The sequence below is a fragment of the Vibrio sp. FE10 genome, assembly GCF_030297155.1.
Taxonomy (GTDB): domain Bacteria; phylum Pseudomonadota; class Gammaproteobacteria; order Enterobacterales; family Vibrionaceae; genus Vibrio; species Vibrio apostichopi.
Genome location: NZ_AP028067.1, coordinates 3073702 through 3089244, shown reverse-complemented (window position 1 = coordinate 3089244; position 15543 = coordinate 3073702). Strand labels below are relative to the sequence as shown.

The following is a 15543-nucleotide window of genomic DNA, read 5'->3' as shown; positions in this document are numbered from 1 at the left end:
TTATGAATAGTAAATTCAAAAAACAGCAAGGTTTTGCTGCGATTGAAATGATGATTGCGACACCGGTGTTACTGTTTTTCTTGGTGTTGGTTCTTGAGCTGGGAAACATTTTAATCCACTACAACATCATCTCAAAATCTGTTCAAAATGGGGCCCGTTATGCGGTTACTGAGGTTTATGGAACACAAGGTGGAACAGTAGCGCCTACTGCAGAAATTCAAAACATAGTGGTTTATGGGAAGAATACAGTCGGTACTGCAATACTCTCGAGCCTTGTCACTTCTGATGTGACAATTACCCCTCCTTCTGGCGATAGTTACGTGCGAGTAACGGTTAATTACAACTATGTTCCGCACTTTTTATCTATCCCATTTTCATCGGAAAGTTTATCGGTTCCTTTGAGCGTATCGTCCGTGATGAGGGTTTTCTGATGAAGTTAATCAAGAAACAAAACGGTTTAGCCATCATTGAGTTTACGATTGTTTCTTGGTTGATATTCTTGCTGATTTTTTTGATTGTTGCCTTAGGGGCTTATGTATTTTCCCTGCAAATAGTGAACGAAGCGACAAGAAAAGCAGCAAGGTTAGCCACCGTTTGTTACGTGTTGGATCGAGATAATATTGCAGGGGTTGTTGTAGAAGATATACCCATATTAGGCTTTAGTGATAGTAATTTGGAGGTTGCGTATTTGGATGCTGCAGGCGCTGAGATTACTTCTGATCTGGAAGCAAACCTGAGTGCGATTAAGTTTGTACGAGCAAGAGCGACAGGTTATGGCATTCAACTGATCAGTAACCTAAGCTTTTTAGGAACGAATGGTTTTTTGGCTGCACCTGCATTTGAGACAATTTTACCGTCTGAGAACTTAGGTGTGATAAGAGCGAATTCAAATACTAGGACAAGATGTCCGAAACAAATACAGGGTGAGTAGCATGGGCGAAGCAATTGATATTTTACCTAATGAAGACGATGCGATTCGCCTTAAAACTAACTTGAATGTATGGCTGATTTACAACAATGAGAATTTTCACGCTCATATGAGACAGCAATTGAAACGTTGTCGAAACGTGCATATTGAGTCTTTTTCTTTGTTAGGTATGACTGAAGAGTATGTGAAGAATATTGATGCCCCAGATTTAATCTTTGTTGAAGCAAGCGGTGGCTGGGCTCAGAAAATGGTGGATTTGCAAAGCTACAATCTTCAGTTAGAAGAGCATGATTTATCTTTGGTTGTGTTTGGTGATGAAAGTGACAATGGGTCATTAAAAATAGCGCTAAGACTCGGTGCTTCAGATTTTCTGTCTCACGATATATCTATTTCTGGTCTTCTCCCCTTACTAAAGAAAACAGCGGCAGAGAAAATCGAAAACTCTAGCTACGGAGAAGTGTTCTTATTTATCAACACTAAAGGTGGTATGGGGGCGACAACCTTAGCGCTCAATACGGCCGTAGAAATAGCAAGTTATCATCCGAATGAGGTGCTGTTGCTCGATATTGACCTCCAGTTTGGTGTTATTCCTGAATATTTGAATATCACGCCGACCTACAGCATCTCAGATGCTATCGATAGCTCCAATGACTTGGATGAGATGTCTTTGAGTAGCTTAGTGAATAAGCACACATCAGGGTTACATGTTTTAAGTTTCAAGCATGAAAATAACGCAGATGATTATGAACATGCTCAGAAAATCGGGAAGTTACTGCCCGTATTACGTCGCTTCTATCGCTATATTATTATCGATTTTTCTCGAGGGTTGGATCATATTTTTGCATCGGCTATCTCTCCTGCGACTAAGGTGTTACTTGTTGCTCAACAAACCTTGGTTTCGGTTAAAAATAGTAATCGATTAATTCGAACGCTCAAGTTTGAGTACGGGTTGCAGCAGGACTCAATTGAGATCATTGTGAATCGTTATGAAAAGCGACAAACCATCAAGCTAACAGACATAGAACAAACCGTTGGAAAGCATGACATCCATTTAATGCCTAATGATTTTAAGGTGGCTCTTGAGAGCGCCAATTTAGGTTTGCCGTTGGTTGAATCGAAGAAAAAGAGCTCGATTACACGGTCGATTATTGATTTGTCTCATATCCTTTCTCCGCCAGAACAAGAAGAGAAAGGTTGGCTTAAAAAAATATTTTCATAACACGTTTGTTACAGCATATATGAGGGATCGTTATGTTCTTTAAACGAAAAAATATTAATCCGGAGTTTGAAAAGAAAGTAGAACAGTTTTCCCAAGAGGAAGACGGCGTTGTATCGCCCCTCATTCAAAAAGTAGCTAACGTATCTCATGAAGCTAAGAGTTTAGAGGCGAGTGAGGAGCAAGAGAAGTCGGTGAATGAGGCGAAAAAAGTCTTAGAGCAAGAATTGTCGATTAAACACTACTTTCATAAACAACTACTTGAAACATTAGATTTGGGGCTACTTTCTAGTTTGGATAAAGAGCGCGCCAAAGTAGACCTTCATGAAGCGATCGTTCAGTTAATGGCGGATGACCAAAGCCACGCATTAAGTGCTGAGGGGCGTAAGCGAGTCATCAAACAAATTGAAGATGAAGTATTCGGCCTTGGTCCACTTGAACCATTATTAGCCGATAAAACGGTGTCCGATATTTTGGTCAACGGACCTAAAAGTGTTTATGTCGAACGCCGAGGCAAATTAGAAAAAACACCGTATACGTTTTTAGATGATCGTCACTTAAGAAACATTATTGACCGTATCGTAAGTCAGGTTGGACGCCGGATTGATGAAGCGTCGCCGATGGTGGATGCTCGATTAGTTGATGGTTCACGAGTGAATGCCATTATTCCCCCTTTGGCCTTAGATGGCCCTTCCGTTTCGATACGACGTTTTTCGGTAGACAGCCTAACCATGGATAATCTGCTGGAATACAAGTCAGCCTCTCCACAAATGGCAAAGTTCATTGAAGCTGCAGTAAAGGGTGAGCTCAATATCCTTATTTCTGGTGGTACAGGTTCAGGAAAAACGACGACGTTGAATATTTTTTCTGGGTTTATTCCTAGAGATAAACGGATTATTACCATAGAAGATTCCGCAGAGTTACAACTGCAACAGCCACACGTGATTCGTTTAGAAACACGCCCAGCAAACCTTGAGGGTAAAGGTGAGATTAGTCAGCGAGAGCTGGTAAAAAACACTTTGCGTATGCGACCTGACCGTATTGTGGTCGGGGAGGTGCGTGGTAGCGAAGCTGTCGATATGTTAGCGGCAATGAACACGGGTCATGATGGTTCACTTGCCACGATTCACGCGAATACACCTCGTGATGCTCTAAGCCGTGTTGAGAATATGTTCTCGATGGCGGGTTGGAATATTTCAACGAAAAATCTCAGAGCGCAGATTGCTTCTGCTATTCATTTAGTGGTTCAAATGGAGAGACAAGAAGACGGTAAGCGTCGGATGGTCAGTATCCAAGAGATCAACGGGATGGAAGGAGAGGTTATCACTATGTCTGAGATCTTCCACTTCCAGCGTCAAGGTATAGACGAGAATGGCAATATCATAGGTTATTACACTGCAACAGGCGTGGTACCTCAGTCTCACGACCAGTTAGTTAAGCGTGGTCTTGATTTGCCGTTTGAGCTCTTTACTGAATCACATAGTTGAGGAGCCGATTATGGATAACGTAACTGTATCGTTGGCCCTATTGTTTGTCGCAGTGTTGTTTATTTCGCAAGCCTTGTTATTGCCAGCTGCCGGGAAAAAAGCCAAGCACAAAGAGTTATCTCGTCGCTTAAAAGAGACGCAAAGAAATATTGATGAAGAGAGCTTGTCTCTCTTAAAAGAACATTACAACAAAGAGTTATCACCACTCGATCGGAAGTTGATCGTTATTCCTTTCTTTGCCGATCTAAAGCGCATGCTTGAGTTAGCAGGTCTCAAGCTCACATTAAGCCGCTTCTTATTAATCGTATTTTTGTGCGGAACGTTATTGGCTTTGATTGCTTTGGTTTTCAATCAGGTGTGGTTCATTTGTGTTGCCGCTTTTGTCTTTGTTTGGGTTGTTGCTTATCTGTTTGTTCAAAACAGAGTGACCTACAGAATGGCAAGGTTTGAGGAGCAGTTACCAGACGCCTTGGACATCATAAGAAGAGCCTTACAAGCGGGTCAGCCATTAGTTCAGTCTTTTAATGAGGTTGGCGAAGAGATGCCAGAGCCTATTGGGGTTGAGTTTAAGAATACTTATAACTTACTGAACTATGGTTACGACTTAAGGCTCGCTATTTTACAAATGACAGAAAGAGTACCGACGGTATCGATGCTGGCTTTCTCAAGTGCGGTCATGTTGCAGAAAGAAACGGGGGGTAATCTCTCTGAGAATCTACAAAAAGTATCTGAAGTATTAAGAGCCCGCTTTAAGCTAGAAAGAAAAATCAAAACCCTTTCAGCTGAGAGTCGACTTTCTGCTTGGATACTGACGCTTTCTCCTTTTGCCCTGTTTTTCGGTCTTAAATTCGTAAACCCTGAATACATCGAACCTTTGTACAGCGATCCTAGAGGTATATCTATGGTCAGTGTCGGCGTGATTTTGTTGGCGATTGGGGCATTGTGGATAAGAAAAATAATAAATATCGAGATATAGATTATGGAATTCTTTGATTTAGAAGTATGGAAACAAACACTCTCTGAGTTCGGTATCAGCAGTCAAATTCTGCTGTACGGAATGATTCTGCTTACCACTATGCTACTTACTCTTACTTTAGGGTTTCTTTTTGTTGGTACTCGTTCCCCGTTGGATAAAAAGTTAAAACAGATTTCCGGAGGGAATCATACTGGTAGTCGCAAACCTTATGACTTTACCAATACTTTGGAGTCGCTGACGCCATTTATTGGCCGAGGGAACAAAAAAGATAACGAAACGTATTCAGAAAAGCTAATGCATGCTGGGTACCATGAAAAAAGTGCACTCTCGGTATTTTACGCCTTCAAAGTGCTTTCAACTTTGATAGGGTTTGTTTGTGCATTCACAGTGTTTTATTTAGACATAGGTGATAGTTATAACAACTTGCTGATTGTGACGTGTATTTTTGTCGGCACATTCTTACCTAATTTTATATTGAGTAAAATGCAAAAAGAGAGACAGAGAAAAATCAGAAACGGTGTCCCTGATGCTTTAGATCTTTTGGTGGTGTGTACGGAATCAGGCCTTGGTTTTAATGCTGCACTAGGGCGTGTCGCTAACGAGTTATACATTTCACAGCCCGAACTTGCCGATGAGCTAGATACTGTGTTTGCTAAAATTCAAGCGGGTGTCACCATGCCAGATGCTTTGAGTCAACTTGTAGAAAGAACGGGGCTTCGTGAGTTGGAAGGGCTTGTTTCTTTGCTCTCGCATGCTTCAAGAATGGGGGGCAGTTTAGCTCAAACCTTACGTGACTATACCGAAGATTTTCGAGACAAACGCCAACAAGCTGCGGAAGAAATTGCAGCAAAAATCCCTACCAAAATGCTATTTCCCATGTTGTTGTTCATTTGGCCTTGCTTCTTTATCGTTGCTCTTGGGCCCGGAATGATGATTGTAATGGATGCACTGACATCTCCAGGAGCGAGTTTATGATGCGAATGAATAGAATGGTTTTACTTTTACTGCCGTTAGTAATTCTCGGTTGCGCTTCTTCTGATGAGCCTACCAATCAGTTTGATGCCGAATTGTATTCGGGGAAGCCAATTGACACCTTAACCAGTGACGATCCGCCGGTCAGTGAAAAAGAAGCAATCATGCGTGGTGATGTCGCTTTGAGAGACAACAACATCGATTTAGCTCTTTATGAGTACATCCGATCTCTGTCTTTTCCTGAACAAGAGTTTCACGACAAAACGCTATTTACGATCGGTCGAATTCACTCATCGAGAGGTAATTACGCTCTCGCTGAAAAAGCGTATTTGGCGGCATTAGATTTTAACCCTGCGCATACTGAAGTATTAGAGCAGTTAGGTGTTTTATATACCAAACAACGCCGTACAGATGAAGGTCGAAGCTACTTCTTTAAAGCGATCAATGCAGACCAAGTTCGTTTAAAAAGCAGTGAAACGATTAAAAACTACCAAGCGTTAAGTCAAAGTGAAGTGGCAGGTTTGAAAGTTGACAGTATGTCTCCTGCTTTGGCTTACATGGGAATCGGAGTCTTGGAAGATGTAGAAGGTAAACATCAGATAGCCCAAGAGTATTTTAAAAAGTCGCTGACTATCGATAAGACTTCAGTGAAGGCTCTACTGAACATGGGTTACTCCCATTACATGTACGGCAACTACAAAGAAGCGTATCAATACACTCGTTCGGCTTTAGAGATCGAACCTAACAATGAGAAGGCTCAGAATAACCTTGCTCTCATTTATTTGGCATCAGGTGATGTAAAAAAAGCAATAAATGTGTTTATGCGTCATATGGATGCGCCGGAAGCTCTGAATAATGTCGGTTACTTTTTAATTATTCAAGGTCGACCTGATGAAGCGATTCCTTACCTGCAACAAGCCATCGACAAAAAACCTTCGTATTACAAAATCGCCAATGAAAACCTAAATCGAGCCTTAGCTGAGGTGAGAGAAATGAAAGCGAGCACACCAATATAGTATTGTTCTGTGAAGAGTTACTCTCCTTATGGTAAATAGCACAAATGAATTAGCCCCTGATGAGTGTCCTTATCAGGGGCTAATATTTGTCACTCAGTTTTGTATCTAAAGTTGTGTATCTAAGTACTTAATTATAAATAGTTAAGCATCGCACCAGCTGCGATAAAGGTACCAACTAAACCTACAATCGGCATCTTCACGGTTTTCAGTAGCCAAACACCAGCAATGATCAGAGCGAAGTCTATGCCGCTGCTCACTGCGCTTGTGAAGATGGGTTGGTATAGAGCTGCAAGTAATAGACCAACAACTGCTGCATTCACACCTGTAAGCGCACCAGCAACTAGAGGCTTACTCGCAATTGCCTGCCAGTTCTTCAGTACACCCAGTAACAACAAGAAGCCTGGCAAGAACACGGCAATTGTTGCGAGCAGTGCGCCTGTAATCGGTGCCGATGGCATTAAGACATAACCGAGGTAAGTCGCTAATGTAAACATCGGGCCAGGAACCGCTTGTGCAGCAGCATAGCCTGTTAGGAAAGTATCTTGAGACAGTTGGTCGCCAATACCATTCTGTAGCAGCGGAAGAACCACGTGACCGCCACCGAATACCAAACTGCCTGCTTGGTAAAATAACCCAAACACTTCGATGCCTTGAGAATATGCACTGAACAGAGGTAAACCAACTAATAGTGCTACAAAAATAACAAGCGGCGTTATGGATATCTTATGTGTCGAAGGCGTTGTTTTTAAGTCTTGTGAGGTTAAAAATTTGCTGCCAATGATTGCTGCAAATAGGAGCACTAAGACTTGAGGCCAGATCCCGGGAATCAAAAGTAGAACAATAGCGGTGATCACACACAGTGCTGTTGCTACCTTTGATTGGCAAAAGTTTTTGTACATGCCGAAAGTGGCGTCAGCTACAACCACGACCGCGAGCAGCTTAAGTCCGTGGATGATTGAAATGAAAAGCGGCGCTTCCAACAACTGGTTGCTCACTAAGGCCAATATCAACATTAGGATGACAGAAGGGGAGGTGAAGCCAACAAATGCGGCAATCGCACCGGTTAAGCCACCTTTTTTATAGCCAACTGCGAAGCCAACTTGGCTTGAGCCTGGACCTGGTAAAAATTGACTGAGGGCGACAATTTGCCCGTACTCTTCGTCGGATAACCAATTCAGTTTCTCAACAAAGGTTTTACGGAAGTAGCCAATATGTGCTGCTGGTCCACCAAAGCTAATCCAGCCAAGCCAGAAAAAGGTTTTAAAAATTGAAAGCATGATCGATTCCAGATAAATGTTTAGCGTAATTTAGGTGGAGTTGGACTATGATTCAAATTAATTGTTTTAATTATAACTATGAAAGATATGGGATTGGTTTGTGGCTGACTTTAACTGGAAAGGAATTGATCTTAACTTATTGATTGCACTACAGGCATTGCATAAAACGAACAGTGTGAGCAAAGCGGCTGAACGTTGTTATGTCAGCCAATCAGCAATGAGCCATAGCTTACAAAGACTGAGAAAGCTGTTTGATGACCCTTTGTTTGAGCGTGTCGGTAGTAAGATGGAAGCGACCGAACGAGCGATTGAATTATCAAGCACCGTCGATGCGTTGCTTAATACTATTCAATCTGAAGTTCTGTTGTCCAAAAGGTTCGAAGTTGATAGTTATAAAGGCAGCTGGAAGATCGGACTTACCGATTACGCGGAACAGATGTTTGGCCCAATGATCTTCGATTTTATTAAACAAGCTTCGCCAAACTCTCAAGTTGCATTTCTTAACGTTAATCGAACCAATTACCAGCAGGTATTTGAAGAGGCTAAGCTAGACATTGCGATAGGCAGCTTTGGTGAAGTGCCTAAGCTATATGGCATTGAACATCTCTATACCGAGCAACATGTTTGCTTGCTTGATACATCCGTTTTGGATGTTGAGTTGCCTATGTCATTACAATCATTTGTCTCTGTGGAGCACGCCTTAGTGTCCCCTAATGGTGCCTTAAAAACGGCAGTTGATGGTAAATTGTCTGAATTGGGCTACACCAGAAAAGTGGCAATCGCATCGAGTAACTTCTTAACCGTAAAGCGATTGATCAGTGGCAGAAAGCTATTGTGTATTGTGCCTAAGCTAGTCGCTAGAAACGCCCCTAATGTCGATAGCTCATTGATAGCAGTTGCTCCACCGATAGAAGTTCCAGACTTCGATATACAGCTTGTTTATCGTAAGGGAAAGCAATTAGACGACAAAAACACTCACTTGAGGAAAGTGATCTCTCAAGCGGTTGAGATTGTTATTACTGCCGAGTAATTGAGGGCGTGTTCCTTCGGAGTAAGTAACCGATCAAGTGCCAGAGAGCTACAACCAGTATTGCACCCACATAACCATCAACAGCGTAATGCCATGCCAAATGTACCGAGCCAACCTGAATAAAGAAGGCGTAAATCCAAGCTATGTAACCGAGTTTTTTATTCAATTTGAATGATGTCATCGCAATCAGAACGGATATGGTTACATGCATGCTGGGCATGGCTGAGATGCCAGTCCCTATATCTCCAATACCTCCAACGTAGCTTGCCCAAAGCGCATCTTGAGTACTGAGTGCCCACAAAGACATAAAGCCACGTTCAGTGAGTTCTGCGCTCTGCATGTTTAATCTTTGCATCAAAGGAAGATACAAATCTTGGTCATTGAAGTGACTAATAAAAACAGGGCCAGCTGATGACAGAAGGGTCGCCATTATGTTCCCAATGATAAACCATGAACTTAAGAATGTGAGTAAAAACTGGTTGCGAAGTTGGTCATCTTTACGGTAAATGACAAAATAAAGCAGCATTCCCCACATGATAAAAAACCACAAGTTGTACAAGATGTTGATGGCGAGTGAAGCTATTGAATTCGGTAAAAAAAAGTGGGTGATTTCCCAAGGTGAAATGCCAAAGTGCAACCATTTATCTAAATGGTAAAAATCGAGATCTAAAAAATATGGATTGAGGTAAGGAATGACTGATTTTAAGAAGGTATAGCTAGAGAATGAGATGTTTAAGACGAGCATTAATAAAATAAAGTAGATCGGCTTTGATACTGGAAACAACAGAGTTTTGATTTTATTGATGAATTGTTTAGTGGGTCTTTTTTCTCGATTGAACAATAAATGGCAGTAGTAGTATGTCGCCCATAAAATAAAGGTGACGTAACAGACCGTGGCTAAGATCTCTAAGTAGGTATATATGTTGTATCGAACTTCATGAGGCACGAAATAATTAACAACTAACGTTAACGGTGTCGTAAATGCCACATAATACAAAATCAGTTTGTTTCTTCTGAATTCATGAAGTAAAGACGATAACAAGTTCGAGCTTTCTTTTTGAGGAACGGGTTTGGCGCTTGTCGTCTCTGAATCCATATAGCCCTTCATCAAGATTTCCTATCATGATTAAAGGTTAGTTCATTTGAGCTGGTTTTCTACTTTTCAACCTTGTGTCTGGGGTAAAAATAAACGAAATAAATCCTTCCATTTTTCACAACCCGACTATACTTAATTTACGACTCAAAGCAGTCGTATAGAATAGGCTTTTTGATTTACCTAAGTAAAAAAATTGGTTATATCTTCATGATATAGCTTAAAAAACTACCAGGCTAAACGGACTTAGTTGGTCTTAAAGCGCTAGCTCCCCCTAGCGCTTTTTCTTTTATTTCGATTCTGGCAAAAGGGTCTGAATCCTTTTTAGCAGTTGCTCGATCTCCTGTTTTTCATAGTGAGCTGTCACCTTAGGTTGGCTGCTTTCTCTTGGGAGTAATGCCGTTTCGATATGGTGCTGCAGTAAGGCATCTTGTGAGTTGGCGTTGAGCTTCTCTGCAAGTACCACAGCTTGTCGGCCAATCGTGGTGAAGTCTTGTTTGATGGTGGTCAGTGGTGGATTAAAAAACGCACTGTCTTCGATACCATCAAAGCCGACGACCGCAACTTTGTCAGGGACTGGAATTTGCAGTTCTTGCAGCGCACGTAAAGCCCCTAATGCCATCTGATCACTTGCCACTAACACGGCATCAAATACGGCTTGTTTAGCGACAGCTTCTCGAACGCCAAGATAACCACTTTCTGCTTGCCAGTTTCCTTGATATTGGTACTGCACCTTACTTTCTGCATCTGATAACGCGGCTAACCAACTTTGATGACGAATCTTTGAGGCACTGGATTCGTTTGGGCCAGTGATCAGTAGGAAGTCCGTTCGTCCGCTCTCAAGTAGATGTTGAGCCGCCAGTTTTGCTCCTTCCGCATGATCACCGCAAACATAGTTCACTTGGCTGTTAGAAGGGACATCAATGAAGATTAGGTTGAGGTGTTGATATTGTTCCACTAACAATTCTGCATCGGCACTCTTTAAAGGCACATTCAGAATAATGCTGTCGACCTGCTGAGCCATCAGTTCACGAATGGCCTCACGGGTATTCGCGAGATTGGGCTCGGAAACAACAGAGAAAGCGACGCCATAACTCATGTCGTGAGCCTGCATTCGTACGCCATTTGCGATCATTGCTGCGCCATGCAGTGCCATATCGAGAGTGACTAAGCCAACGCTGGTGGACTTGGCTCGACTGAGCATTTGAGCACCTTTATTGGGTACATAACCAAGTTGCTTTATGGCGGCGTTAACCTTGTTGCGGGTGGATTCCGCGACGTCTTGTGAGCCATTGGTTACTCGAGATACCGTTTGGGTGGATACCCCTGCCAGTTTTGCTACGTCTTTGAAGGTGATACTCATCGCTCTGCTCATCGAATATTTTAGAGTGAAATAAGCCTACCGAAATTTACCAAACTAAACTCTGCTCACTTTCAAATAAATGTCTTTTAAAACATTAAAAATGTTTCCGGAAACAGTCGATCTTGTGCAAGTTTTACGAATGTTAAAGCCAATTTACATCACGATTTTGTCGATATTGGATACTAATCTAGCGTGATGGGTTCACTATTATTTCTATATTATGTTTACGAAAACAATAGAGATTAGTAATGAACGAATTTATTCATTTAAAGAGTAAAAATCATAGTTTGATCATTAAATCAGGGCGTGTTCCAGAGGTTTTGCATTGGGGGGCAAAGATCGCAAGTATTGATGAAGATCTTCTGCTTTCGACAGAAAGGCCGATTTCTCAAGCTCGACTTGATGTGGATGTGCCACTTTCTCTTTGCCCTGAGTTAGGCAGTGGACACTTTAACGCTCCGGGCATTGAAGGTCATCGAGAAGGACTTGATTGGGCTCCCGTCTTTAAGACCGTTCGTTACGATGCTCAAGATCAAGAAGTGAGTTTTTTCCTTGAAGACAAGGTTGCTCTATTGGAGCTTAAGGTTGAGTTCAAACTGGATTTCGAATCTGACGTCGTCCAAAAGCGTGTAACCGTCACCAATAACGGTAGCAATAAATACTACCTGAATAAGCTTTCTTCCACATTGCCATTACCGAATCATGCCAACGAACTCATGACGTTCCATGGCCGTTGGTGTCATGAGTTCCAAACGCAGCGCCAACACTTTGAACACGGTGGTTTCATGCAAGAAAACCGTCGTGGTCGTACTTCACATGAAAATTTCCCAGGCATGTTTGCAGGGACTCAAGGGTTCTCAGAGCAACATGGTTTGGTGTGGGGATTTCATTTGGGTTGGAGCGGTAACCACCAAATGCGCGCCGATGTTCGTAGTGATGGTCGCCGCTTTGTTCAGGCTGGAGAGTTGTTACTAGCAGGCGAATCCATTCTGGAATCTCAAGCAAGCTACCAGACGCCTTGGCTGTTCGGTTGTTACAGCAACTCAGGCTTAAATGGCATCGCGCAACGCTTTCAGCAATTTGTTCGCGACAACATAATTCAATTCCCAACCGATAAACCTCGTCCCGTTCACTTGAATACATGGGAAGGGATCTACTTTGATCACAAGCCTGAATACATCATGAAGATGGCAACAGAAGCGGGCGTGATGGGTGTTGAACGTTTCATTATTGATGATGGTTGGTTTGTGGGGCGTGATGGTGAACGTACCGCACTGGGCGACTGGTATTTGGATGAGGTGAAATATCCAAATGGCTTAGAACCTGTCATTGAACATGTAAATCAACAGGGTATGGAGTTTGGCCTTTGGGTTGAACCTGAGATGGTAAGCCAAGACTCTAATCTTTACCGAAATCACCCTGATTGGGTGCTTGGTTTACAAGGGTACCATCAACCGTCTGGTCGTTGGCAATACGTGTTAGACCTACAAAATGAAGCGTGCTTTAACTACTTGTATGAACGCCTTAATGCGCTGCTGACTCGATACAACATCACTTACCTTAAGTGGGACATGAACCGAGAGTTGGTTCAACCTGGGCATCAAGGTAAGGCCGCGGTGCATGGTCAAACGAAAGCGCTATATCGCCTTGTTGATGAGTTGAATCGAGCGCACCCAGAAGTCGAGATTGAATCTTGTTCTTCGGGCGGCGGCCGTATCGATTTTGAAATTCTAAAACGAACACATCGTTTCTGGGCATCGGATTGTAATGATGCCTTAGAGCGCCAAGCCATTCAGAAAGGCATGAGTTACTTCTTCCCTCCAGAAGTAATGGGGGCGCACATCGGCCCAGCAGAATGCCACTCAACAAACCGTCGTCACAGCATCAATATGCGTGGTGTAACTGCACTCATGGGGCACATGGGTGTTGAGCTTGACCCTGTTAAAGAGTCACCGGAAGAGAAACAAGCATTCTCACATTACATTTCACTGCATAAGCAATTTCGTCATGTTTTGCATTCTGGTCGTAGTTTCCGAATGGATCCTTCGGACAAAAATCAGAACATTTATGGCGTTGAAAATGACGATGAAATGTTGATCACCGTGTGCCAATTAGCGATGCCTGAATATGCTCTGCCTTCGCCACTTCGTATTAGCTGCGTGGAAGACAACGCGATGTATCAAGTGAAGTTAGTGGACATGCCAAAAACCAGTTTCCAGTTGATGAAACAGCGCCCCCAATGGCTCGACAAAACGTTAACCCTGAGTGGCGATAACCTCAAGGAGATTGGATTGACCTTACCGATTCTAGACCCAGAGTCAGCCTTGATTGTTCATCTGAAAAAGATATGAAGCGCTAACTCTGAGTACCCCTACATAAAATTCTAAATATAAAAATATAATCGGCAGCGAGGAATTGCTGTCGCAATAACTAAACTTAAGGAAAACAAAATGTCTATTACAGTTCTGCTGTCATTCTTGTTATTTACTGGTTTTGTTGTCGCGTTTACCTACAACAAAGTTAAAAATGACAAGAACACCTCACAAGACGGTTTCTTTCTCGGTGGAAGAAGCTTAACCGGTGGTTTGATTGCCAGCTCCCTAATTTTGACCAACTTAAGCGCGACTAGCTTTGTTGGCATGAGTGCACAAGCTTACACCCACAACATGAGTGTCATGGGTTGGGAAGTGGCGTCTGGTGTCACCTTAGTGATCATCGCTCTGATGTTAGTACCGCGTTACCTGAAGCAAGGGATCACGACGATTCCAGACTTCTTAGAGAGTCGTTACGACATGTCGGTGAAGAAGTTTGTGACGTTACTTTTCTTGTGCCAGTACGTCATCAATATCTTGCCAACCACACTTTATGCCGGTGCCGTTGTTCTCGGTGAGATCTTTGATGTTCAAGCTCTGCTTAATATTTCAGAGTTCAGCTCGATAGCCCTAATTTCAGCGACGATCGGTCTACTTGGTTTCTTTTACGCGATTTATGGTGGACTCAAAGCGGTTGTGATTGCCGATACTATTAATGGTGTGGGTCTTATTATTGGCGGCTTGATGATCCCTGTTTTTGGCTTGATGGCATTAGGGGAGGGCAGTTTTGGTGCTGGCTTAGATACGCTGTTGTACGCTGCGCCAGAAAAACTGCAATCGGTCGGTACTGAGACCGATCCACTGCCGTTCTCAACCTTGTTTACCGGTCTTCTACTTGTGAATCTTTACTACTGGGGTACGGATCAATCAATCATCCAGCGCGCATTGGGTGCTAAGAACTTAAAAGAAGGCCAGAAAGGGGTGATTCTTGCGGGGGCAATTAAGGTTATCTCTCCGTTGTTCCTTATCATTCCAGGTATCATTGCATTCCACATGTTTGGCGCAGATGCTGGTAATCCAGACACCATGTACACACGCTTGGTAAACGAAGTGTTGCCTAAACCATTAGTCGGTTTCTTCGTCGCAGTTATGTTTGGTGCCATCCTAAGTACATTTAATGGTGTGCTTAACAGTTCGACTACTCTATTTGCATTGAATGTCTACAAGCCTTTGTTTGGTCAAGGTAAAACGGATGAAGAATTGGTGGGTAAAGGCCGTATCTTCGGCGTTGTGATCGCGATTATCTCTGTGTGCATTGCACCGTTCATCATGTATGCGCCTGAAGGCTTGTTCCAATACCTACAAATGGTAGCGGGCTTCTTCAGCGTGCCAATTTTTACGATTGTGTTTGTGGGTTATGTCTCTAAACGTGTACCTGCTGTGGCGGCTAAAGTTGCGCTAGTGGTGTTTGTTAGCTCATACGCCGCTATGCAGTTGGTGTTCAAAACGCCCATTCACTTCTTACACCAACTGGCGATTCTGTTTGTTGTATGTACGGCGTTGATGTTCATCATTGGCTACTTTATGCCACGTGAAGATGATTATGTGATGCCTGTGAATGAAAACATTGATGTTACGCCTTGGGCATTCCGCTTCGAAGCTTCAGCGATCATTCTTTACATGGTGCTAGGCGCTTATGTGATGTTCTCTGATGTTGGTTTTGTCTCGGATGATCCAACCATCATGCAAGTGTACGGTGTATGTGGCATTGTGATGTTGTTTGGAATCGCTGCACGATTGGCAAAGCGTAAGAAGGGCGTTGAAGCTACGGTTTAACTTCCCAAGTATAACTCTTAACTGTTTGATAATTTGA

The 15543-nt window shown here is 42.8% G+C and carries 13 protein-coding genes; 10 read left to right on the top strand and 3 right to left on the bottom strand.

Annotated elements, in window-relative coordinates; all coding sequences use genetic code 11:
- The first annotated feature begins 2 nt into the window (after positions 1-2).
- Genes QUF19_RS13685 through QUF19_RS13655 form a run of 7 tightly spaced genes read left to right on the top strand, consistent with a single transcriptional unit; the run spans position 3 to position 6595 of the window.
- The gene (locus tag QUF19_RS13685) at positions 3-431 is read left to right on the top strand and encodes a TadE/TadG family type IV pilus assembly protein (protein ID WP_065110856.1); all 429 of its coding nucleotides are present in this window, start codon (positions 3-5) and stop codon (positions 429-431) included.
- Positions 431-931 (top strand): TadE family protein, encoded by a 501-nt coding sequence (locus QUF19_RS13680; protein WP_017076274.1) that lies wholly within the window; start codon positions 431-433, stop codon positions 929-931. Before QUF19_RS13685 ends, QUF19_RS13680 begins: the two co-directional genes overlap by 1 nt.
- Position 932: 1 nt before the next feature.
- Positions 933-2147, top strand: a complete 1215-nt coding sequence (locus QUF19_RS13675) for an AAA family ATPase (RefSeq protein WP_017076273.1) — start codon at positions 933-935, stop codon at positions 2145-2147.
- 32 nt (positions 2148-2179) lie between these two features.
- Positions 2180-3631, top strand: coding sequence for a TadA family conjugal transfer-associated ATPase (locus QUF19_RS13670; RefSeq protein ID WP_286294649.1), 1452 nt, complete (start codon positions 2180-2182; stop codon positions 3629-3631).
- A 10-nt stretch (positions 3632-3641) separates the two neighbouring features.
- Positions 3642-4607 carry a type II secretion system F family protein gene (locus tag QUF19_RS13665; RefSeq protein WP_102437222.1) on the top strand — a complete coding sequence of 322 codons (966 nt, stop codon included), beginning with the start codon at positions 3642-3644 and terminating at the stop codon, positions 4605-4607.
- Positions 4608-4610: 3 nt separating this feature from the next.
- Entirely contained in the window at positions 4611-5582 is a 972-nt protein-coding gene (locus QUF19_RS13660; protein WP_102437225.1) for a type II secretion system F family protein, read from the top strand.
- Positions 5579-6595, top strand: coding sequence for a tetratricopeptide repeat protein (locus tag QUF19_RS13655; protein WP_102450339.1), 1017 nt, complete (start codon positions 5579-5581; stop codon positions 6593-6595). Before QUF19_RS13660 ends, QUF19_RS13655 begins: the two co-directional genes overlap by 4 nt.
- Before the next feature lie 131 nt (positions 6596-6726).
- Here QUF19_RS13655 and chrA read toward each other — a convergent pair whose 3' ends face one another.
- A complete protein-coding gene (gene chrA, locus QUF19_RS13650) occupies positions 6727-7872 on the bottom strand; it encodes a chromate efflux transporter (protein ID WP_286294648.1) in 1146 nt (381 codons plus the stop codon).
- A gap of 100 nt (positions 7873-7972) precedes the next feature.
- Between chrA and QUF19_RS13645 the strand changes: the two genes are divergently transcribed.
- Positions 7973-8902, top strand: coding sequence for a LysR family transcriptional regulator (locus QUF19_RS13645; RefSeq protein ID WP_286294647.1), 930 nt, complete (start codon positions 7973-7975; stop codon positions 8900-8902).
- Here the strand turns inward: QUF19_RS13645 and QUF19_RS13640 are convergent.
- Both QUF19_RS13640 and QUF19_RS13635 read right to left on the bottom strand, forming a co-directional pair.
- Positions 8889-10010, bottom strand: a complete 1122-nt coding sequence (locus QUF19_RS13640; protein WP_286294646.1) for a phosphatase PAP2 family protein — start codon at positions 10008-10010, stop codon at positions 8889-8891. The two genes, QUF19_RS13645 and QUF19_RS13640, sit on opposite strands and share 14 nt — an antisense overlap.
- 274 nt (positions 10011-10284) lie before the next feature.
- Positions 10285-11358 (bottom strand): LacI family DNA-binding transcriptional regulator, encoded by a 1074-nt coding sequence (locus tag QUF19_RS13635; protein WP_286294645.1) that lies wholly within the window; start codon positions 11356-11358, stop codon positions 10285-10287.
- A 248-nt stretch (positions 11359-11606) separates the two neighbouring features.
- Between QUF19_RS13635 and QUF19_RS13630 the strand changes: the two genes are divergently transcribed.
- Together QUF19_RS13630 and QUF19_RS13625 are read left to right on the top strand one after the other, a co-directional pair.
- Entirely contained in the window at positions 11607-13709 is a 2103-nt protein-coding gene (locus tag QUF19_RS13630) for an alpha-galactosidase (protein WP_286294644.1), read from the top strand.
- A 99-nt stretch (positions 13710-13808) separates the two neighbouring features.
- Complete coding sequence (locus QUF19_RS13625; RefSeq protein WP_286294643.1) at positions 13809-15506, top strand: solute:sodium symporter family transporter; 1698 nt, start codon at positions 13809-13811, stop codon at positions 15504-15506.
- Positions 15507-15543: the final 37 nt, after the last annotated feature.

Coding starts and splice junctions, on each gene's coding strand:
- QUF19_RS13685 (WP_065110856.1), top strand. CDS start 3: ATGAATAGTAAATTCAAAAAACAGCAAGGTTTTGCTGCGATTGAAATG.
- QUF19_RS13680 (WP_017076274.1), top strand. CDS start 431: ATGAAGTTAATCAAGAAACAAAACGGTTTAGCCATCATTGAGTTTACG.
- QUF19_RS13675 (WP_017076273.1), top strand. CDS start 933: ATGGGCGAAGCAATTGATATTTTACCTAATGAAGACGATGCGATTCGC.
- QUF19_RS13670 (WP_286294649.1), top strand. CDS start 2,180: ATGTTCTTTAAACGAAAAAATATTAATCCGGAGTTTGAAAAGAAAGTA.
- QUF19_RS13665 (WP_102437222.1), top strand. CDS start 3,642: ATGGATAACGTAACTGTATCGTTGGCCCTATTGTTTGTCGCAGTGTTG.
- QUF19_RS13660 (WP_102437225.1), top strand. CDS start 4,611: ATGGAATTCTTTGATTTAGAAGTATGGAAACAAACACTCTCTGAGTTC.
- QUF19_RS13655 (WP_102450339.1), top strand. CDS start 5,579: ATGATGCGAATGAATAGAATGGTTTTACTTTTACTGCCGTTAGTAATT.
- chrA (WP_286294648.1), bottom strand. CDS start 7,872: ATGCTTTCAATTTTTAAAACCTTTTTCTGGCTTGGCTGGATTAGCTTT.
- QUF19_RS13640 (WP_286294646.1), bottom strand. CDS start 10,010: ATGAAGGGCTATATGGATTCAGAGACGACAAGCGCCAAACCCGTTCCT.
- QUF19_RS13635 (WP_286294645.1), bottom strand. CDS start 11,358: ATGAGTATCACCTTCAAAGACGTAGCAAAACTGGCAGGGGTATCCACC.
- QUF19_RS13630 (WP_286294644.1), top strand. CDS start 11,607: ATGAACGAATTTATTCATTTAAAGAGTAAAAATCATAGTTTGATCATT.
- QUF19_RS13625 (WP_286294643.1), top strand. CDS start 13,809: ATGTCTATTACAGTTCTGCTGTCATTCTTGTTATTTACTGGTTTTGTT.